This window comes from Candidatus Erwinia haradaeae, from assembly GCF_900698925.1.
GTDB lineage: Bacteria > Pseudomonadota > Gammaproteobacteria > Enterobacterales > Enterobacteriaceae > Erwinia_E > Erwinia_E haradaeae_I.
The window spans coordinates 159,469-183,412 of record NZ_LR217713.1; the positions used below are offsets into that span (position 1 = coordinate 159,469).

Consider the following 23,944-nt stretch of genomic DNA (forward strand, 5'->3'; position numbering starts at 1 on the left):
TTGATTTTCATTTTGGGTTTGGTAACCTAATTATCATTAATCTTAACATTTTATAATATTGTTAAGAATATTAATGAATGTTGTACATTTATGGGAATAACTGATTGAGATTGAGTAGTTTGATATAATCAATTTTCTATCAGTTAACGATAATCCAAGATGTTATAGAAATATAGTATTGAGTTAATCTGATGTAAAAATAGCTGTGATTAATGTCTTAGCTGATCTACGAACTTAGCTATCAAGTGGATTTCGTATAATTATTGTTTGATTACGATCCGGTCCAGTAGAGACCATATCTATTAACACTCCAGTGACTTCTTCTACACGCTGAATATAATTTATTGCTTCACGTGGAAGAGATTCTAAATATTTTGCCCCAAAGGTTGGCCCCTTCCATCCAGGCATTGTTTCATAAATTGGTTCGATTCTTTCCCAGTCTTCAGTAGTTAATGGTGTAGTCTTGGTTTGACGTCCATTCGGCAAACGATACCCTACGCATATTTTTACTTCTGGTAAGTTATCTAAGACGTCTATCTTTGTGATACAACAGCTTGATAGCGCATTAATCTGCACTGCTTTTCGGATTGCAACGGCGTCTAGCCATCCAGTACGACGACGTCGCCCAGTTGTTGCACCAAACTCATTACCTTGTTTACATAAAAAGTCGCCAGTTTGATCAAATAATTCAGTTGGAAATGGGCCTGCACCTACTCGAGTGGAATAGGCTTTTATAACTCCTAGAGAGTAATCAAGATAACTGGGATTAATTCCTGATCCAGAAGTTACTCCTCCTAGCGTTGTGCTAGAAGAGGTGACATATGGATAGGTTCCATGATCAATATCTAACAGTGCGCCTTGGGCTCCTTCAAAAATAATTACATCGCCGCGTTGTTGTGCAGATTCTAGCATTCCAGTTACGTCTGTCACCATATTAGTAATAGTGTCAGCAGTAGCGATCAGGTTATCGAAAACGTTATGATAATCTACTGCTTGAACTTTGTAGTAGTTCACTAATTGAAAGTTATGATATTCCATGGCGTCTTGTAGCTTTGATGATAAAGTTGATTTATGAAATAAGTCACTCACACGCAGACCTCGTCTAGCCACTTTGTCTTCATAGGCTGGCCCGATTCCACGCTGTGTTGTTCCTATTGCTTTAAGACCCCGAGATGCTTCACGAGCCATGTCTAAAGCTATGTGATAATCAAGAATTAGTGGGCATCCTTCAGAGATAAATAGCGCGTTTTTAACAGATATACCGTGTTCCTCTAGACCTTTAATTTCTTGTAATAGCGCAAATGGTGATAACACCACTCCATGTCCAATTATACTGATTACATTATGACGTAATATTCCTGAGGGAATTAAATGAAGAATAGTTTTTTTACCATTAACAACTAATGTATGGCCTGCGTTATGACCACCTTGATAACGTACTACGTATTTCGCGCGTTCAGTGAGAATGTCAACAATTTTACCCTTTCCTTCATCACCCCATTGAGCGCCGAGTACTACGATATTTTTTTTCATTTTATAAAATCACCGATTTCTTAAAAATATTGCAATATGATCACTTTTCTTGAATGGTTTATAGGATACGCAAACAAGAGTTGATTAAACACTGTGTGTTCTTTGTAATGATTTTTATTTTTCTTCAATATCTATGGTTAGTCGATTATATGTTTTTAAAAAAAAAATTACATCGTTTATCAAGTTAATTGAATTTTTAATTAGTTGACAGTAACATAAATATAATGTGATATACATTTAGTTATATATTTTGGTGTATTTATATTAAATATAATTTATTGATATAAGAATTCACGGAATTTATACTTTTTATGAAGTGATTGGAGTATGTTATTTTATAGGATGGTTTAATAGAAAAAATAAAAGAACGGTGTGTATTATATATATTTATAATACGATTATTAGAGGATTTAGTAGTTTTTTAATAGACCTCTCAACTTGTATATTATGTTTTTTTTATTTAAGGTTGGCATTAACCTTAGCTATTGAAAGATAGTTCTATAATTATTGTTTATAGATAAGTATATTTAATGAGATTTTCGTTTAGATTGCGTAGGTGCTGTGGTTTAAGTACTACCTAACGTTTATATTTTTTATATTATTGTAATTTAGGTGAAATGGATTTCTTTTCGTCAAGAGATGGTTACTTTAGACATTAAATGTACTGCAACTAGAGTATGGTGATAATAGCCTCACAAAGAGGAGTGATATTTTTTAAATTTATGCCAGCTATATTTATACGTCCCGAATTAATGATATAGATACCAAATTCATCTCGGAGACGCGTGATCTGTTTTGGAGTGAGACCTGTAAGAGAAAACATGCCATTTTGTATATGGAATAAGTTAAAATTATTTTTTATTTTTTTTTCTTTAAAGAATTGCACAAATAGGCAACGTATCTTTTGAATACGTTCTCGCATTGTTGTAAGCTCTTGTTCCCATTGTTGGCGTAAATGAACATCACTAAGAATAGTGGTAACAATCGCGGCTCCATGTACTGGAGGATTTGAATAATGAGCACGAATTATTGCTTTAATTTGGCTAAAAGTAGTATTTACGATTGAATGATTTTTAGCTACTAAAGTGAGCGCACCTACTCGTTCATTATACAGGCCAAAGTTCTTAGAATATGAGCTGCATATTATTAACTCTTGATGATTAGACGCAAATAAACGGATACTCTGTACATCTTTTTCTAATCCATGAGCAAATCCTTGATATGCGCAGTCAAATAACGGGAGCCAACCACGACTAAGGGATATTTCAGAAAGTTGTTGCCATTCTGATTGAGACGGATCTATTCCAGTTGGATTATGACAACATCCATGAAACAAGACGATATCGCCATAACCGGCTGAACATAGGCTTTTTTTCATATTACTGAAATCGAACACATGGCGTCTGTCATCATAGTATTCGTATTCATCCACTATTAATCCAGCCGAAGAAAATATTTTCTTATGATTAGGCCAGCTAGGATTACTAATCCAGATTCGTTTAGTCTTTGTGTGAGTGGCAAGAAAATCGGCTGCGATACGTAATGCACTAGTGCCTCCAGGCGTTTGAGCAGTCCGCGCTCGTCGATCAGAGATAACAGGGTTAGAAAAACCGAAAAGAAGATTTTGTGTATAATGTCCGAAATTAATCATACCATCAATGTGTAGATAGTTTTTATTGTTTTCTTTTTCTAAAATATATTTTTCAGCTATTTTTACACTAGATAAAATTGGTGTGTTTCCGTTTTCATCTTGATATATTCCTATTCCTAGATTGATTTTATTGACACGACTATCTTGTTGAAACTGATTCTCTAGGTCAAGAATAGGGTCAGTTGGTGCTGTTTTTATTAGTTCAAACATACTTAAAATCCATAATGATTATGTAGTCAGGTAAGTTTTGATTATTAAAAGATTTTCGTTTAAAATGGAAGACATTAGTAAGTTTTTATTTTAGGATGTAGCAAGGTTAATATTTTTATAACGAAAATGTAGATATCTGTTAGTGTTTAATGTTTTCGTGTTTTTAAGATTAGGATATTAAAACTTTTAATATGGATTTAATATATCTATTTATATTCATGGTGTATATGTATTGAATGTATTAGGATTAGCATATTTCGGTATAGTGAATATTTCATACATATTTGTCAAAATTTTATTAATACAAACCAATATATTAAAAGATGGTGTTTCTATTTGATATCGTGTATTTCTTTTATAAAGATCATTCTATGCGTTATCTTAATAAAATATGAAATATTTAGTATCATATTAGGATGATTTAAGTTGTTAATTATAAACTTGTTCCTCATTTTTATATGTTAGAAGAATTGTAATTTCTTAATCAATCTTAGTATCTATCTAAGAACATTTACATGTATTTTGAAATGGTTTCGAATATATAGTAGAAACTTTATAAGGTTATGCTTAATTACAGTGTCATAAAAGAGATTAAAATATAAAATATATTCTTAGATTAATTTTACGGTTAATTTGATTATGGAATGTCTTTTGTATAAGGAAAGAGTGTCATCTCTTTAAGAGGCTTTTATAATATTTTTTGGAAAATTAATATGCATAATTGTGTTAAATATTTAGTTTAGTATTTAGTAAGATCCTGTTCATATAAATTATGAAAATTATATTTTTTATAACCTACATCGTGATACTTGCCACAGTGAAGATCTGATATTAATGTTATTATTTTGATTGTTCTTGATATTTAGAGAAAGTAACTTGCTTAGCGAGATTTTAAATATTATTTGTACTTGATGTTTGTATTGTTGTTTGTGATCTAATTTTTTTATATGGTTTAGATATTATATGGGTTTTCTTTCTTAAAGAAAATAAGTGATATTAAAGGTTATTATTTATGGAATATTGAGATATTTTAATGTTCAGATATTTATAACTGTTCGATTGGATAACATATACAAGTGTAAGTTTATAAAATATGCAATTAGATCATAGATCAGATTGTAAATCTTCTTATTTTCTCTAGAATATAGTAGTCATGATCTTAGATATTCAGGTTTGAAGATATCTTTAGGACATTCTGAGTTATTTACAATAGAGAAAATTAGTTTCAACTAAACCAGCATTATTCCGTACATATTTATAGAAGTAAATTAGGGGGGGGAAGTTATGGTAAGCAAAGTAGATATTCCTGTAGGTTCTGAGAAAATTACGTTTTATAATGGTCAGATTAGAGTACCAGATTATCCTGTGATTCCATTTATTGAGGGTGATGGCATTGGTGTGGATATATCTCCGGTAATGATTAAAGTAGTGGATGCTGCTGTTCAAAAAGCATATGGTAGTGATCGTAAAGTGGCTTGGATGGAGATCTACACGGGTGAGAAATCGGTCAAGACTTATGGTAAAGACATTTGGTTACCAGAAGAAACATTATCTTTTATTAAAGAATGTTGCGTAGCTATTAAGGGTCCATTGACTACTCCCGTAGCTGGAGGTCTTCGGTCTTTAAATGTATCTTTGCGCCAACTTTTAGATTTATATATTTGTCTGAGACCAATTCGCTATTATACTGGAACACCAAGCCCAGTAACACAGCCAGAAAATATTGATATGGTCATTTTTCGTGAGAATTCTGAAGATATTTATACAGGTATTGAGTGGGAAGCAGGTACGTTAGAGGCAGATAAAGTTATTCAATTTTTTTGTAATGAAATGGGTATAAAAAATATTCGATTTCCAGAACAATGTGGAATTGGAGTCAAAATTTGTTCGGAGAATGGGGCGAAACGTTTAATTCGATCTGCTATTCAGTATGCCATTGATTACAATCGTAATTCAGTAACGCTTGTACATAAGGGCAATATTATGAAATTTACTGAAGGCTCTTTTCGAGATTGGGGGTATCAAGTAGCGATAGAGGAGTTTGGTGGTACTGAAGTTAATGGGGGTAAATGGCTAACTATATCCAATCCTTATAGTAATAAAAAAATTGTGATTAAAGATGTTATTGCTGATGCTTTTCTTCAACAAGTATTATTACGCCCATCTGAATATGATGTTATTGCATGTATGAATTTAAATGGCGATTATATCTCAGATGCAGTAGCTGCTCAAGTTGGAGGTATTGGTATTTCTCCAGGTGCCAATATTGGAGATGGGTGCGCTCTTTTTGAAGCGACTCATGGTTCGGCGCCAAAATATGCTGGTCAAGACAAGGTGAATCCCAGCTCAATAATTCTTTCATCTGAGATGATGTTACGTTATATGGGATGGTTTGAAGCAGCGAATTGTATTGACACAGGTATTAGGGGAGCAATTTCCTCTAAAAGAGTAACTTATGATTTAGCACGTTTAATGGATGGGGCTCAATTACTTAGCTGTTCTGAATTTGGACAAGAAATTATTCAAAATATGTAATGATACGTAATATTTGTAGCGTAATAGTTAATGTATATTTGTTTGGGTTTTTACTTAACTAACTATTATGTAATATTATTAGTTTGGTTTGCAAAATGTTGATTTGCTAAGAAAAGTTATTTCTAGTAATCTAGTATTATTTTGAAATAAAGTAGTCACTTTATAATCAGTTTAGGCATACATTATACATCTAGATCACATGTTGTTCAGTCTTAATGTCACTTAAGTCTACATAACATACTGTTTAAAATATATTTCTTTACATTTTACATACAGGATAGAAGTTAATTTTATGACAGTTTTATTTAATAAAATAAATAATAAAGAGTTGAAGGACCAGCTCTTAAAAGAAGATGTCGAACGAACTACATTATCGTTTTATAAATATTTTACTATTGATGATCCATGGAGTTTTCGTCATAGTCTATATTTAGGTTTGTCTCGCTTAAATATTTTTGGTCGGATCTATATAGCCAATGAAGGGATTAATGCTCAAGTCAGTGTGCCATCTCATCTTTATGAATCTATGTTAGATGTATTAGGTGATATTCATTGTCAACTTTCTAATATGCGAATAAATATATCTCTTGATAACAACAGGCAATCTTTTTGGGTTCTACGTTTAAAAGTGCGTCATCGCATTGTTGCAGATGGAATCACTGATTCCAGTTTTGATGCTAGCGATGTTGGTATTTATTTAACAGCAGATGAGGTTAATGGTTTTCATGATAATCCTGAAGTAATTTTTATAGATATGCGTAATGATTACGAATATGAAGTAGGGCATTTTGACAATACTTTCATGACTCCAGGGTCAACTTTTCGACAGAAGCTTCCCATAGTTGTTGAAATGTTGAAAAAAGATAAAGAAAGAACAATAGTTCTATATTGTACTGGTGGTATTCGATGTGAAAAGGCGAGCGCTTGGATGCGTTATAATGGATTTAAAAATATTTATCATATTGATGGGGGCATTATTCAATACGTAAGGGTATCTAGGATGTTAGGATTACCTATTTATTTTAAAGGTAAAAATTTCGTATTTGACCAACGGATGTACGAGAGTGTTTCTAACGATATCATCTCATATTGCCACTGCTGTGGTAAGTTATGTGATAGTCATATCAATTGTCGTAATAATATATGTCACAGGCTATTTATTCAATGTCAGGACTGTTCTGTGCGACTTAACAGTTGTTGTAGTTTATCTTGTATGAAAAATAATCTCCTTCTTTCTAAGGAAAGAGCACTTTTAACAGATTTAACAAGATAATGCGAGTAGCATAACATTTATATACATATTTATTTAATGAAAAGTTAACACGAGGTAAGTAAGAGCCTTATTCAATTTATTTTTTATTTAGGCTAATTATTTATCAGAAGTATGAGTAAAACTAATAAAATCTATGATTAATTTTTTAGGTAATTATTAGATGATGGATTTTGATTTCATGGAATTAATATTTTATTTTAGCAAGTCTATTTTTTATGAGAATGAACATTAGAATCTTTATCTAATTTTATTTATTTTATAAAATCTATAACATGAATTTTAAGTAAAAATTATATGTGAAAATCATTCACAATAAGATATTTACTTATAAGTTGTTCTTTCTTAAAAGAAAAGAATTAAGATAAATAATCGTTTGGTTAGTTAAGTTGAATGATATATGGCCAGTTCTTCAAAGAGATTGATTGTTAATATTATTCTTATTTTTTAATGAGAGTTTGATATCATAGATTGTTTTATTGTTAATTAAAGTTCACATTATATTAAGTAAAATGGGTAAGATAGTTGAATTTTTTTATAGAGATAAACAGTTAAGTGATCTAATAAATTATTTTTTGTATAATTTTGACAAAATGTATCATCTCTGATGTTAAGAAGTAGAATTTAGGATTGTCTTGAGTTATGTTTTTTTATTTATATGAGCATTGATAGATTCAATGATTTTTTTAAAATACCTTTATCTCCGTGTTCTATATGTGTTGATTACACCTTTAATTAAATTACATTATTAATATTAATATGTTATATCATTTAACATAGATAATGTTAAATCATATTCCATATGCAAAGTAAGACTTGTTAAGTATGTTATTGTTCTCGTTTTTTCTTTATCTTAGAAAGATTTTTATATTAACAAGCTACTTATTATATCAGTCTTAATAGAATTTTTATAGATATCAAAGTTAGATTACTTTAATAATTTCACAGTATTGCACTGGTTTTTGTTTTGATTTTATTTTTTTATAGAAACTTACCTAGTAGAATAATTAAGTTATAACGCATAAAGTGTTTCATAATTTTTAGGTAGTATAATGATACTCTGGATTAGATTATATCCATAATAAAATGACTGAGTTAGAGGTTTTAGTAAAATTAGAATTTTAATTAATTTTCATCTAGAAGACTATTGAATTTATTAAATCTAATTCTAATATTAAATATTATTGTTTATTTTTTTAAGTTTTTTATTCCTTTTAGATTAACCATGGTATTTATGGATACTTATAAATTACTTAGTCGTTTAAATAAACAACAACGTATAGCGGTGTCGTATCCGCGCGGTCATTTTCTTGTTTTAGCTGGCGCAGGTAGTGGAAAAACACGCGTCTTAGTGCATCGTATTGCTTGGTTGTTGGATGTAGAAAAGTGTTCTGAAAGATCGATCATGGCAGTTACCTTTACAACTAAGGCAGCAAAAGAAATGAGAGATCGTTTGGATAAGCTGATGGGTATTCCGAAAGAAAATATATGGATTGGAACTTTTCATTCTTTATCATATCGTCTTTTATGCTCTCATTACCTTCAGGCCGATCTGCCGAAAAATTTTCAGATCTTAGGTCCTGATGATCAACATCGTTTGCTTCAAAGATTAATAAAATGTACAAATCTTGATGCAAAGAAATGGTCGATTAGTAAAAGTGTTGGTTATATTAATAATAAAAAAGAAAAAGGTTTACGACCAAAAGACATTACGAGCCATAACTCTTTGACAGAGAAAACATGGATGCGTCTTTATAAGATGTATCAAGATGTCTGTGATCGTTCTGGTTTAGTAGATTTTGCTGAGTTATTGTTGAGAACTTATGAATTATTGCGTGATCAGCCCCAAATTCGTGACTACTATCAAAAAAGATTTACTAATATTTTAGTAGACGAATTTCAGGATACCAATGATATTCAGTATCAATGGATTCGTATATTATCAGGCACAGGTAGTAAAGTGGTTATTGTTGGTGATGATGATCAATCAATTTATGGGTGGCGAGGTGCACAAGCAGAAAATATTCAGCGTTTTATGCAGGATTTTTCTGGAGCAATGACTATTCGCTTAGAGCAGAATTATCGTTCACAGAACAATATTCTTGAGGCTGCTAATGCGTTGATCTCATACAATAACATTCGCTTAGGTAAACAGTTATGGACAGAAGAAAGAGATGGTGACCCGATTTCTATTTATCGCGCCTTAGATGAGTTAGATGAAGCGCGTTTTGTAGTTCGTTCCTTACAGGAGTGGATGCAAGAGGGTCGATTATTAGGTGAGTGTGTCATCTTGTACCGAGTTAATGTACAAGCGCGAGTATTAGAAGAAATTCTGTTAGAAAAAAATATACCCTACCAATTACATAACGGTACGCATTTTTTCCAAAGAAAGGAAATTAAAGATCTTCTTTCTTATTTGCGTTTAATTGTTAATCGTAATGATGATGCGGCTTTTGAAAGGGTAATTAATACGCCTTTACGACGTATTGGAGCGCATACTCTTGATTGTATTCGTCAAATATCTCATGATTATAACATCACTTTATGGCAAAGCTCTCAGGAGATTTTAAAAAAAAGGGGGCTAATTGGGAATATGGCTTCTTCTTATCTTGAGGGCTTTATCTTATTAGTGGATAGGCTAGATACAATTACGAAAGCATTGCCGCTTGATTTGCAAACAAAACGGATTTTGCAGGATACAGGTCTTTGGACCATGTATAGAGATACAAAACAAGAGATGGAGCAATCACGTATAGCTCACCTAGAAGAGTTTATTAATCTTGCTCGAAAATACTCCAGTACTCGACATATGCATTCACAAACGACGCTACTGCAAGATTTTTTATCTGATATTTTGATTGATATGGGAGAAGTAAGTAGCAGAAATAACAGAAAGGATGCGGTTCAGTTAATGACGCTGCATGCATCGAAAGGTCTGGAATTTAGTCAAGTTTTTATTGTCGGTATGGAGGAAGGAATTTTCCCAAGTCAAGCCTCGTTGGATAATGGAGGTGGTTATCTAGAGGAAGAACGACGCCTTGCGTATGTTGGCATTACACGTGCAATGCAGAGATTAACATTAACTCATGCTAAAAAACGTCGTCTGTATGGCCAGGAAGTATCTTACATGCCATCTCGTTTTATTAGTGAACTACCAGACCACTGTGTTAAGAAAATTTTTTGCAAGGAAAGGACAAATTGGTCTTTTCATAATAAAAATGTAGAATCTACTTCTACAAGTAAAGAGTCGTTTTTTACTATTGGGCAATGTGTAAATCATACAAAATTTGGCAAGGGTACTATTATTAATGTTATTGGTATTGGAAAAGATAGACGAATTCAGGTAGAATTTTATAATCAGGGAATTAGATGGTTATTTGCTGTTTATGCTCGGCTATCAATACAGTAATCTCTGAAACTTACTTAAATAAATTTAAGTAAGTTTATATTATACATATATTTATTTGAATACTTGTTACCAAGGTATATTTATTTTATATGTATATTCCCTAAAGCGCAATATATGCAGGATATGGTGTAATCACTAGTTGAATCTTTGGTCTCTTATCATGGAGACAAGAGATGAATCTTGAATTAATATAGTTTATATAATATGAATGTCTTATGATTCTAATGCATAGAATGTTAGTGAGAATAGAAAAGATTATATGATATGGTTAGTCTTTTGATTTAGAAAAAGATTTAATATTATTAATTTTATTGACTGGATTGTATTATATACATCTCGATTATAAAGATCGAGATGTATATAATTTATCAGAGTATTTTAAATTTATTTTTTTATAGATATCTGTACTATAACATATATCAATTATATCTCATATGGAATCAATTTTATTTTTTATATATTAAATTATTATTTAATAATATTAAGGTTAACATAGTTGACTAACCGTCATGAGAAATATCCAAATGATAATAGTGCATGAAGTCTAGCTATTTATTGAGCTTGAATAGTTATATAATGGATTTATAATTTCAATCAATAGATTTTTATGTCATTAGGTAGATCTTATGGTATGCATCATAGCTTAGCATATTTATGTCTTGACATAACTTTAGCTCAGACAAGAGTTCATATAATTTTAGATATGTTATTTTTGTTATTGAGCATTGTGGATTTAAGTTTCTTAGCCTCTTCTTTAATTTATGTTTAAATTTCTAATACAAATAAGGTTTGATACAATCATATTATGTAAAATATTTTTAATAAAATATATATTTTTTATTTTGATTTTGTGGTGTCAGCATATTTAATGCATTTTACTTTTATTATTTATTTTATTTACAATGTAACCAATGATGATTGGTTGCTAAAAAGATATTACTAGCTTAGTCTATCGAAGACTTCGTTCAGATTTTGAACATGCTGATTATCACTACTGGGATAAATACTCTCTATGGTTGTAAAGGAAATGATTATTTATGTATATAGTTTTTTATGATAGACTGTCTTATCTGTAAGTAAGAGGATTGAATATTAAAGATTGAATATTATTTTTCTCTTATTTGGGAAAATCATATTGTAATTAATATAAATTTTGTAGATATAAAAGAAATGGTCATCAATAAAAATATTAGAAATGTATTATGAAATTTTTTATAACATAGTGATATCTGCTTGGAGAATAGTAGATTGTGTTTAAGAACAAACAGAGTAGACTTTTAAAGTGGATTAGTCTGAGAAATAAAAAATGCATTAATCCAGAAAGAGATGTAGATAAAGATTTATTATCTTTTAAGGATCTGGATGTAGAACATAACCAGGATAAACGGTTATATAATAATTCTAAGAATGAAGACATAGGTTCTTTTGTTACAAAGGATTTAGGAGAAGAGTCATTAGAGCAGCAAATATATTGTGACTTACAGTCAAAAGAAGATTCTCAGAGATTAAAGACGTCTATATCTTCTTCCTCAGATGTTTGTTTTCAGACAGAAATAGGTACGAAGAATTCAGTATTGCTTGAAAATAATACTAAAGGATCTGATGCCTCTATTTCAAATCAAGATGAATTATTTAATAATTCTTTCTTGGAACGTAAAAGAAAACAATTAATACAAGATGATGCTTCTTCTCTATTAGAACCAGATCAAATCAAGAATAAAGTGTCTTGTTCTAAGGTTAGTTTTTTTAATCGTTTAAAATCTCGATTAAATAGGACTCGCTCTCATTTAGGTATTGGGTTCTCTCATCTATTTTGTGAGTCGAAAATAGATGAGAGTTTATTTGAACAATTAGAAGAAAAGCTTCTATTATCAGATGTTGGGGTGGAGACTACTCAAAGTTTGATCAATTCTTTAAAGACTGGAATGAAAAGTAAGAAGCCTGATAATCGAGAAGAATTATATGTACAGCTAAAAAATAACATGAAAGAGATTCTTTCTAAGGTTGAAGCACCTTTAAATGTGCAAGGTAAGATGCCTTTTGTTTTACTCATGATAGGTGTGAATGGTGCAGGGAAAACTACCACTATAGGTAAACTAGCGAAGAAGTTTCAGACAAGAGGGCAATCAGTAATACTGGCTGCTGGTGATACATTTCGCGCTGGGGCTATTGATCAGATAAAGGTATGGGGAGAGAGAAACGATATTGCGGTAGTGTCAAAGCATATTGGGTCAGATTCTGCTTCTGTTATTTATGATACGATAAAATCTGCACAGGCTCGTCAAATAGATGTTCTTATTGCAGATACAGCTGGTCGACTGCAGAATAATACCTCTTTAATACAAGAAGTAAAAAAAATTATTCGGGTAATTAAGAAAGTTGATATTACTGCTCCTCATGAGATTATGTTAATAATTGATGCGAGTACCGGTCAAAATGCAATTAGTCAGACTAAATTATTTCACGAGAATCTAGGTGTAACAGGGATTACGTTAACTAAATTGGATAGTACAGCAAAAGGTGGCGTTATTTTTACATTAGCAGATCAATTTAAAATTCCTATTCGTTACATAGGAATTGGTGAAGAGATAGAAGATTTACGTGATTTTCGGTCTGAGGATTTTATAGAGGCTTTATTTTTATAGTATGAATGGATATGATAGGTCTCGTTGTTTGAATGGAGTTCAGTTATTTTTAAGTATATATATTAAATATATACAAGAATCTAAATTATAATTTATATCCAAATTCGTTTTTTTTAATTAAATATGTCATTATTTCTAATTAGAAATTTAATTGTTATTAGGTTTGTTTGATCTTTTTTATAGGTGCAAGAAAGAAGACTATCGGTCTATAACATTTTTTTTGATAAAAGATTGCATCTTTTCAGTATTGTGTATTAAATTAAAAATTTTAATTAGATTCTTTATTTTATAGGTTTCTTGTTTATCCAAATGATAAGATATTTATCAAAAATTTATTGTATTTTATACAATATGATATCTGTATAATACATGTATGAATTTTGATGGTATCTGGATGTGAGTGGTTTTATATTTTATTTTTTAGTTTGAATTTTATCAGTCTGAACGAAAGATAAATTTGATGTATTTTTTATTACGCTTTGTGTTTTATTCTAAACTGTTAATGTTTAGTACAATTTAATTATATATAACGAGTTTTTATGTATAATTCAGTTATAAATCATGATATCTGTATTGGGTTAGTAATTATTTTTTGTCTGTATATTAGATCAATGAGTATTATTAAATAAATTCTAGTGTGTGATTAAATAAATTCTGATTTTCTGATTAAGATCTGTTAAGATATATTTTAATCTCCATTGGAGATATGTGTGCACTTTATGTTCATGTGTTATACTAAGTTTAGTAGAATACGTCTAGTTGAAGAATTTAGTTTAAATATATATTTTTAATTCTGCATAAGTGATTTTTTTAATTCCTTTTCTGTCTTAATGGACAAGGCTTAGTTTTTAATCGCAGTTACTTGACCTGTTTTTGACTGAAAAATTAACAGATTGTCACTAGAAATGATTGGTTTAGCAATAAACCCAGTTTTATCTATTTTATTTTGAGATACGATTTGTCCAGTGTTGGGATTGATCCAATATAAGTACCCTTGTTTATCTCCTACCACTAAGTAGCCATTATATAAGATGGGTGGCGTTAGTTGTCGGTATAGAAGATCACTTTGTTGCCAAATTTTGGTACCGTTCTCAAGGGTTACTGCGGTTAAGCAATCATTTTTTTCTATCAGAAAAATTCTAGTACCATCACTAATGATCTCATGAGATGAGCCAATGTTACGTTCCCATACTATCTGGCCCGATTCTATAGTTAGCGCTGTCAGGTTTCCATTATATGCTAACGCATATATTATGCCATTAATTATTAATGGGGATGAATCGATATCTGTCAGTCGATCGATGGCTGATGAACCATGCGGTCTAGTAATTTTTTTTTGCCAGATCATCTGGCCATCATTAATGTTAATTGCACTAATATAACCATTATCACTTCCTACAATAATGGTTTGGAACTTAATGGTTGGTTCAGATTGTCCGCGTAAACTTAGTGTAGGTTTATCCAGATTAATAGACCATTTAATCAACCCATTACGTTTATCTAAGCCTTGTAGAATGCCGTTACTTGTATGAACAAGTAATATGTTATCGCTTATGACTGGAGAAGATAATACTTCACCAGAAACATTTTTTTCCCATTCAATTGAACCATCTAGGGTATGAATAGAAAATATTTTTGCTCGTTCAGTTCCAACATAAATATGGTTTTCATTAACTACTAAACCGCCAGAGAGTAATGCCGGAATGTTTTTAGAGAACAGATTTGTATGTTCTGAAAGGTCAATTTTCCATCTTTCTTGTCCATCATCAGAATTTAGTGCTTTAATTATACCGTAGCGATTCGCAATATATATAGTTTTATTCGAAGATGTTGGATGTAGTTTTGAGTAAATATTTTCCTTTTCCTCTCTTATTTTAAAACTCCACAGTTTTATTGGTGTGAATTTATTTTGAATAGCTAGCAATGGTGATATATTTCTTGTTTGATCAGTACTAGTACTCCATGAACACCCGCTGACTAGTATGATTAATATCAGGTCTGTTATGAGTAATTTATTTAATTTCATGACTTACCTCATTGCGCTCTCTCAGAGATTAGGTAAAAATATTAGATGTTTATGTATTCAAGTACATCTATATTTAATTCGGTGTTATAATAGGCTTTTCATACCAATGGGTTCTGACTTTTTTCTTGTGTGGAGAACGTTGGATCAAATCAATATTTCTATTTTTTAATTGAAGCATGTGCAATATGGCATTGATTAGAAAATAAATTGTATGTTACATACGTTTTTTTTATTAATTAAAGGGTTTATTTATATTGTTTTTGATTGATTAAGAGAAGAAAAGTATATAGCTATATATAGAAATTTTTTAAAATATAAAATAGTTCCTTGTATTGTTAATGTATAATTTACGGTGACAGGTTTATATTCGTGTAATAAAGGAATATTGTATAAACCTGTCTCATGGTCTTGATTAGTATTCTTGAATAGTTTATTGGGAAGCGACAAAAATTGACTCTGCTTCATCCCAATTAACGATGTTCCAAAAAGCTTGTACGTAATCAGATCGTTTATTTTGATACTTAAGATAATAGGCGTGCTCCCAAACATCTAGGGATATGATTGGTATTCCAGAAATTCCAGAAATTGTTTCTCCCATCAGGGGATTATCTTGATTTGCTGTAGACGCAATGAGTAATTTATTACCTTGTTTTACAAGCCAAGTCCACCCAGAACCAAAACGTGTAGTGGCTGATTCTTCAAATTTAGATTGAAAGGATTGAAGACTACCGAAATTCTGTTCAATAGCATTTTTTAAATGACCATGTAACAATGTATTGGTTTTTAAATTTTTCCAAAAAAAGCTATGGTTGGCATGTCCACCGGCATTATTTCTTAAAAAATCTTTTTTATTCTCAGGTAGTTGGTCGATATTAGAAATTAAATCTTCAACTGATAGATCAGAAAATTCTTTTTCTACTAGCGCACTATTCGCATTATTGATATAGCTTTGATGGTGTTTAGTATGATGTATGATCATTGTTTTTTTATCGAAATATGGTTCTAAAGCATCATATGCATAAGGGAGGGCTGGTAGTACATAGCTCATATTTTTTTCCATTTGAGGTTAAGAAGTAACTAACTAAAGTAATCATTCTGAAGTAATATGTCATGGATAATATTACTATTACTATGAAATATATAATAAATATATGATAAATAATATTATGAAGATTAATGTTATATAGATTTGTCTTATGTCGATTCCGCATTAAATATCTTATTAATTTCTCTAATATTAATTATATCTATTTTTATATTTATTCTATAATTTAATTATACTCTTTTATATTATATTTTAGTACATGGGTTATTTTCATTAGTCAGTTCCTTATGTGATATATTTATTAATATTAAATTGAGGTTATACTTTACAAGTAGTTTTCTATTTTTTTTAAAAATTAATTTATATCATCAGGTTTAGAGTATACATGTTTTATAAATTTAGTTATTGGATAATATTACGATTATTTTATGTTATAATAACATCTTGTAGGTGTTGCAAGAATTTTATGGTATTATATTTTATATTTTACATTTCTATAATAGAGGGTCCTTGTATTCATAAGTAATATTTAAAGAAGATTCCTTATCTGATCGATAATAATCTTTGATCTTAGACAATATCAGGCATTTATTTAGGTAGATACTTATTATAAAGTAAGATAATGTTCTTTTCATTTTTATGCAAATAAATTTTTTGAAAGAAAGGTTTAAGCATTGATTATTGGTCTAGAAGTATGTTGATACACTAATCACTAATATAGTGGATATATTAACATTACACATGCATTGCAGTAATCAGTAATAATGAGATACAGGTTGTGTTTTGATTGATGAGTTTAATAAAAAATTAGATATATTCTTAGTGTATAATAGGGTCTGATATTCGAACTCACCATTTCACAACATGGTGGATTTTTTTGTTATTATGGTTTATAGCTCATTTTAGTCTTCCTTGAATTTATAGACGTAATTCTGCTATGCCATAATTTTTATTATGAAATCAGTAATTTATGTAGTAAGAGCGATGACCTCATAAGATTTTTTATTTTTTAAGGGTTTAACTATGAATTTAAAATCTATACCTTCTGGAAAAGATTTTCCACATGACATTTATGTTATCATTGAAATTCCTGCGCACTCTTATCCAATCAAATATGAAGTTGATAAAGATACCGGTGTTTTATTTGTAGATCGATTTGTAGCTACTACTATGTTTTATCCATGTAATTATGGATATATTAATAATACGTTTTCTTTAGATGGTGATCCAATTGATGTCTTGGTTCCTACTCCTTATCCACTGCAAATAGGATCTGCTATCAGGTCTCGTCCGATTGGTTTGCTGAAAATGAGTGATGAATCTGGTCAGGATGCTAAAATAATTGCAGTTCCAGTACATGAGTTAAGTGAGGAGTATGATGATATACAGGACATCAGTGATTTACCAGATTTACTTCGGAGACAAATTATACATTTCTTTGAGCACTATAAAGAGCTAGAAAAAGGGAAATGGGTGAAGATTAATGGTTGGGAAGGCATAGAAGCTGCAAAACATGAACTTATTTCGTGCCATCATCGTTTTAATACTAAAAGGGAGTAATTTAACACAATTATGAATCATCATGGTTTTTCTCTAATATTGGATAGATATGAAAAGTAGTTGTTATTGAATGGTATTATTCAAAGATAGAAAATAAGTCATTTTAATGATTATTATTACATGGACTTTAACAGAGATTAATATTTCTGATTATGTTAAGTTGATTAATTGATTTTGATATTACTTCTATATTTATTTTTTTGTAAAAATTTGATTTTAGAGTGATATATGTTAAGACTTAATTTTATTAATTTATTCTACATGTTATATAGAAGTTTGTTCTAGATGTTTTCTTAACCTATTAGGTTTTAAGATTGTCAAATTTTTTATTTGATATTTTATTATCATAAAATGATTAATCAGTTTTTATATCAATTGAACTGCAGTCTTTATTTTTTATACCTATAGTCGAGTGCAATTTTTAGCACGTTTAAGGACATTTCTCATACGTTTTATACATGAGGTTTGTGTTAGTTATACTCTAAATCTAATTTATTAAGATGTATAGATTAATGTATATATTAGAAAATTAGTCATTAGGTGAATAGCACAGTTTTTATCAAGAGAGAAAGCTATGTCATTTGAATGCATTTATTCTTATTCCTAATATAATATCGTTTTTATAGATATGCCGGAGTTACAGATGTCAAATGGAACTATTTTTAGCAAAATTATCAAGGGTGAAGTTTTAGCGGATATAGTCTATCAAGATGAATATATTACTGCATTCCGTGATATGCTTCCTCAGGCTCCAGTGCATATCTTAATTGTACCTAATTTACAAATTAAAACATTAAACGATGTTGTGGATGGTGATACTCATCTTTTGGGTCGGATACTTATGGCAGCGGTGGGTATTGCAAAAAACATTGGCATTGCAGAAGATGGCTATCGTCTAGTTATGAATTGTAACAAGCATGGCGGACAAGAGGTGTACCATATTCACCTTCACTTGTTAGGTGGGAAACCTTTAGGATCGATATTAGGGGCTTAAAATTATAGAGCCCTATTTTATGCTATGAATGATATAATAATTACTTTTTATTCTAAATTCTTACAAAATTATTTATTATAAAATATAATTACATAGGATTTTAAACAATTGTGAGATATGTCTTTTATGTCAGATGTCTAGATATAGAACAATATCAATTCAAGAAGAGGATAATAACTTAGTTGCAGAAGATTTTTTTATATATCAATTAAGTTGGTGTATTATGTGAATTTTATTTCTCAGTTATGAATTAATGTAAAATATTATTTTTAATTATTTTATTTCAGAGTTATATTTGGTGTGTAATTTTTACAGAGACTTAGGCAAGCTTTGTATTATTGATCATCAAGTAACTTAAAATATTAAAATTTTTTCTGGTATTTGTACTGTGTTAGCATTCATCATATGCTTTATGATAAAATTTATGTTGATATATAAATTTTATATATAATTTTAAGACAATGACAGATAATTGAGATTGTATTTTTTAAACATTTCATCCTATGTACGCACAGACTCTGAATGTTGTGTATATTTAGCTTTGTAAATGATATTCGAATTTATCTTTATATCTATAATATTTAACAAAGTGTTTCATTTTTTATTGAGGATTGAATAGCTGTCACAGCTATGGTGTAGACAATATCATTGATCAGAGCTCCCCGTGATAAGTCATTGACTGGCTTTTTCATACCTTGCAAAATTGGTCCGATAGAGTTTATGCAAGCTGTGCGCTGTACTGCTTTATAAGTAGCATTACCTGTATTCAAATCGGGGAATATTAAGACAGTGGCTTGACCTGCTACTGGTGAATTTGGTGCTTTAGATTGAGCTATATCGTGTACCACTGCTGCATCATATTGTAGTGGTCCATCGATGATTAAATGAGGGCATTTTTTTTTGGCGATATTAGTAGCTTCCCTTACTTTTTCAACATCTGGTCCAGAGCCTGAGAGACCAGTAGAGTAAGAGATCATAGCTACGCGAGGCTCAATACCAAATGTTAGAGCGGACTGTGCAGATTGGATGGCTATATCGGCTAGTTGTTCTGGATTTGGATTGATATTGATTGCGCAATCTCCATATATTAATACTTGCTCGGGAAGGAGCATGAAGAAGATAGAAGAAACTAGTAAGTTGTTTACTTTTTTTTTAATAATTTGAAGTGCTGGTCGAAGAGTGTCTGCGGTAGTATGTAGTGTTCCAGCCACTAGACCATCAACTGCACCAGATTCTAGCATCATTGTTCCAAGCATAATATTATTCATTAATTGTTTTTTCGCAATGATACTGTCCATCCCCTTTGTATGTCTTAGTTCTACCAGGCGATTGATATAAAGTTGCCGTATATTTTCTGGATTAATAATTTCAATTTTTTCGTTCAAATGGATATTATTTTTTATCGCAATACTTTTAATTTTATTAGGATCACCTAAAAGTATACAGGTCGCGATACCACGTTGTGCTGATATAGAGGCTGCTTTCATGGTGCGCAGTTCCTCGCCTTCTGGCAATATAATACGCTTGTTGGCTTTACGCGCAAGATTATCTAATTGATCGCGGAATTTTGATGGGGAAATACTATAATTTTTTTTCTCTGTTGGTTTTACAGTGGAGATCCATTTAGTAGTTAAATGACGAGTGATATATGTGGTCATATGCTGCATAATTTGGATATTACCACTGAGTTTTTCAAGAGTGAGTTTTGTTAGATCTAATGCATTTCGCCAGTTATTGTTTTTAATCTGAAAAACTGGTAAGTCAGATTGAAAAGTCCCCTTACATATTTTTTGTACAGATGTTGTGATGTTATCACGTCCTGTTAAGAGGATCGCGGAGATTTCTGTATCGTTTTTTTCTGCTAAACAGCAGGTCACGAGTAAGTCTAGACGATTAGAAGATATCACAAGGAGTGATTTGCGACGGAATAAAGGTAACATGTTTATTAAAGTGCCAGAATAGAATTTAATTAATGTTATCTGGCGACAAGCAATGGCACCTTCGTTAATGATATTAGCTTTTAAATAATTACAAACATCAAGAGCGCGTGGTGCGAGAGCTTTCAGGGTCCATGGTATGTATCCTAGTACTGGAATTGGGCCATTAGTACATAGTTTTTTAATGTTTATATTTTTTTTGTGGTTTAAGCTAGAACATTGATTTATCTCTGTTAGATTTGTATAGATGTGATCTGAATATTTGAATTGGGTGTTGATTTTATTGATGATTATACCAGTGATTTTTATGTTTTTTTTGTTGCTAAAGCTAGAGTGCAGGATTGCAATACGCTCTTGTAGTTTGTGGCAAGAGTAGGTGTCCACGTCTGTAACAAATATAATCTCAGAATCGAGAGCGCTAGCGATTTTATAGTTTATGGCTAAGGCATATGGATGGTTATGTGTTGCTTGTAATCCTGGAATTAGGATTATGTGATTTTTTTTTGTGTGTGTATTTTTTTTATATTGATAGTATAGAATAATCACTTCTTCTACAAAAGTTTCGATTTGACCGGATTTTAGGAGAGAATCCAAGTGATTTTCTGGAATAGTTGTAGGGATTAATGTTTTTTTAGAATGATCACTATACATAAAACTGTGTTTCTGGAGAGGATCGATTTCATTTTGAAGATTTTTAAATGGTTCAAAGACACTCAGTTTTGTATCTGTATTTTTCTCTAAATTTAGGATACCTAAGATAGTGCCGATTAATTTCATGCGGGTATCGATAGGGACTAATATAATAGGTCGTGACATGATATTTTCTCCTAGATTTTTATACTAGATACAAGCGTGTAATCTAATGACTTTTTCGTAAAACATTTCCAGTTGTCAGGGTGTAAAAACGAATTAAATGATATTTAATTTGATACATATCATACGTAATTATTTATTTTTAAGTATTATTTTTTTTATGTATATTAATATATATCAAATATATAGATATTGTGTTATGTATGGGATATTGTTTTAACTCATATCTTAATGTATTCAATCATTTTGACTTATTTTTTTATTATGTTGTAATGTAAGATAATCAAAATTATTCATTAGTTAGTCGATTAGTTTCCTGGGCTATGACTAATTCTTCATTGGTTGGTAATACAACAATTGGTAAATAACCTTTTTGATTGATAAAACCAGATTGACCAGAATGGATAGAACGGTTTTTTTTCTTATTGATTTTGATGTTTAGAAGCCCGAGTTTGTTGAGTGTTAGTTCACGCACGATGGATGAGTTTTCTCCTATACCTCCAGTAAAAATAACTGCGTCTAATCGACCGTCCATTAACGCAGTATAAGATGCAATATATTTTGCTAATCTATGGCAATAGACATCTATAGCACGTTTTGCATTTTTTTTATTTTTATAGTTTTTTTCCAGATAACGGAAGTCACTAGTGACTTCAGTGAGTCCAAGAATACCAGATTCTTTAGTCAGCAGCGTATTAATATCTTCTATAGTCATGTTTAATTTTTCATGAAGAAAAAAAACAATAGCTGGATCAATATCGCCACTACGCGTCCCCATAACTAGGCCTTCCAGGGGTGTGAGTCCCATGGATGTATCTAGGCATTGTCCGTTACGAATAGCTGCAATTGACCCCCCGTTACCTAAGTGGCAGGTAATAATATTCAGTTGTGAACTGGGTTTATTAAGAAATTTAACTGCCTCTTGAGCGATATAGGAATGACTAATACCGTGAGCACCATAACGCCGGAGACCGTATTGTTGATAAAGATGGTAGGGTAGAGCATAAAGATAAGAAGATTCCGGCATTGTTTGATGGAACGCTGTGTCAAAAACTGCAACATTTTTATTAGATAAAAATGGAAATATTTTTAGCGTTTCTTGAATTCCAATTAGATGAGCTGGATTATGTAGAGGAGCAAATATAGAAGCATCATGGATTTTTTTTATGCATTCTTTATCTATGATGGTAGATTGAGTGAGATAAGGACCGCCGTGAACAATGCGATGACCTATAGCTGAAATTTGATTTAAAAGTTTTGGTTTGTTTTCTTTAATTAATTTAACTATGAAGATCAGGGCTTCTCTGTGTCGTGCTCCATTGTCTATATGTGTTTCTGTCTTCAAGCCGTCTATTATCCAGGTAATTCGAGTTTTTTCTAGACGTAAGAATTCAGCGAAACCAGACAAGTATTGATTTGTATTGCTGGGATCAATAATAGCAAATTTTAAGGAAGAGCTTCCACAGTTTAAAACTAGTATGAGATTATTTGACATAAATGATCTCGTATATTGAAGATACCAGAGAAAGAATTAAAGATTTTCTTTGAGTCATCATGTTATTTTCATTATATTTAAACATGACTTAGTATATCATAATCAATATTTTTTCTAATATCTAGCAGATTTCATATTTATTATATAATTACTCAATGCATATTATAGATAGTGCGTTATTACTAATAAATTTAAGAATAATGTATAACATTTAGTTTATTAATAAAAAAGTAATACTGATATATACATATGGTTAATTTTAAATAAGTTTTAATTGTTTTACTTTATTTTCATATATAAACGAGAACTCTGTAGATCCTTTTTTTGTAATCAATAGTTTTAGGATTATTCTATGAATAGAATGAGTATATGTTTAATTTTTTCTTAACTAATTAGATTTATATATTTTATGATTTTTAATGATATGATTTTTAATCTATTATAGTAATCTTTTAGTTTTTAAAAAAATGAGTATATATATTTTATCTAGTAGATGAATGAATGGTTCAGATCATTATTTTTAATATTTAAACAAATATAAATAGAACAATAAAATTGTTTATTTTATTTTTGGTTAATTATGGTTGCGAGGGATAGTTGTTATGAGTTTTTAAATATAAGTAAACAATTTATAATTTAATATATGTGATTGGATTATTCTAAAAGAATAATCAGTCTTGAGTTGATTATCTAGATTATTTATGAATGGAATATGAGACCTTACAATCATATTTAATCTTGATTTTAGTTGATAGAGTAAATGTGTTGAATTAGAGTCAATAATATATGATGTCATATAAAATAAAATTTTATAAATATAT

At 30.3% G+C, this 23,944-nt stretch carries 11 protein-coding genes and 1 pseudogene; 6 read left to right on the top strand and 6 right to left on the bottom strand.

Going from position 1 to position 23,944, the window contains the following annotated elements; all coding sequences use genetic code 11:
* Positions 1 to 234: 234 nt before the first annotated feature.
* Together HACICURV3402_RS00505 and HACICURV3402_RS00510 are read right to left on the bottom strand one after the other, a co-directional pair.
* Complete coding sequence (locus HACICURV3402_RS00505; protein WP_157992426.1) at positions 235 to 1,533, bottom strand: adenylosuccinate synthase; 1,299 nt, start codon at positions 1,531 to 1,533, stop codon at positions 235 to 237.
* Between the two features lie 670 nt (positions 1,534 to 2,203).
* Positions 2,204 to 3,394 (bottom strand): amino acid aminotransferase, encoded by a 1,191-nt coding sequence (locus tag HACICURV3402_RS00510; RefSeq protein WP_157992427.1) that lies wholly within the window; start codon positions 3,392 to 3,394, stop codon positions 2,204 to 2,206.
* Positions 3,395 to 4,678: 1,284 nt separating this feature from the next.
* On the opposite strand from HACICURV3402_RS00510, the gene icd reads away from it, so the two are divergent.
* The 4 genes and pseudogenes from icd to ftsY form a co-directional block, all read left to right on the top strand.
* The gene (gene icd / locus HACICURV3402_RS00515) at positions 4,679 to 5,929 is read left to right on the top strand and encodes an NADP-dependent isocitrate dehydrogenase (protein WP_157992428.1); all 1,251 of its coding nucleotides are present in this window, start codon (positions 4,679 to 4,681) and stop codon (positions 5,927 to 5,929) included.
* Positions 5,930 to 6,221: 292 nt separating this feature from the next.
* Positions 6,222 to 7,202, top strand: a complete 981-nt coding sequence (gene trhO, locus HACICURV3402_RS00520; protein ID WP_157992429.1) for an oxygen-dependent tRNA uridine(34) hydroxylase TrhO — start codon at positions 6,222 to 6,224, stop codon at positions 7,200 to 7,202.
* Between the two features lie 1,231 nt (positions 7,203 to 8,433).
* The gene (gene uvrD / locus HACICURV3402_RS00525) at positions 8,434 to 10,608 is read left to right on the top strand and encodes a DNA helicase II (RefSeq protein ID WP_157992430.1); all 2,175 of its coding nucleotides are present in this window, start codon (positions 8,434 to 8,436) and stop codon (positions 10,606 to 10,608) included.
* Between the two features lie 1,730 nt (positions 10,609 to 12,338).
* Positions 12,339 to 13,253: pseudogene (ftsY, locus tag HACICURV3402_RS00530) on the top strand (signal recognition particle-docking protein FtsY); the annotation flags it as partial.
* Between the two features lie 841 nt (positions 13,254 to 14,094).
* Here ftsY and bamB read toward each other — a convergent pair.
* Positions 14,095 to 15,279, bottom strand: coding sequence for an outer membrane protein assembly factor BamB (gene bamB, locus HACICURV3402_RS00535; protein WP_157992431.1), 1,185 nt, complete (start codon positions 15,277 to 15,279; stop codon positions 14,095 to 14,097).
* Between the two features lie 430 nt (positions 15,280 to 15,709).
* Complete coding sequence (locus tag HACICURV3402_RS00540; RefSeq protein ID WP_157992432.1) at positions 15,710 to 16,327, bottom strand: Fe-Mn family superoxide dismutase; 618 nt, start codon at positions 16,325 to 16,327, stop codon at positions 15,710 to 15,712.
* A gap of 1,020 nt (positions 16,328 to 17,347) precedes the next feature.
* Between HACICURV3402_RS00540 and ppa the strand changes: the two genes are divergently transcribed.
* Positions 17,348 to 17,884, top strand: coding sequence for an inorganic diphosphatase (gene ppa, locus HACICURV3402_RS00545; protein ID WP_157992433.1), 537 nt, complete (start codon positions 17,348 to 17,350; stop codon positions 17,882 to 17,884).
* 643 nt (positions 17,885 to 18,527) lie between these two features.
* Entirely contained in the window at positions 18,528 to 18,878 is a 351-nt protein-coding gene (locus HACICURV3402_RS00550; protein ID WP_157992434.1) for an HIT domain-containing protein, read from the top strand.
* Positions 18,879 to 19,459: 581 nt separating this feature from the next.
* Here HACICURV3402_RS00550 and pta read toward each other — a convergent pair.
* Together pta and HACICURV3402_RS00560 are read right to left on the bottom strand one after the other, a co-directional pair.
* Positions 19,460 to 21,631: a phosphate acetyltransferase gene (gene pta / locus HACICURV3402_RS00555; protein WP_157992435.1), complete on the bottom strand. Its 2,172-nt coding sequence runs from the start codon at positions 21,629 to 21,631 to the stop codon at positions 19,460 to 19,462.
* 286 nt (positions 21,632 to 21,917) lie between these two features.
* Entirely contained in the window at positions 21,918 to 23,123 is a 1,206-nt protein-coding gene (locus HACICURV3402_RS00560; RefSeq protein WP_157992436.1) for an acetate kinase, read from the bottom strand.
* Positions 23,124 to 23,944 lie beyond the last annotated feature (821 nt).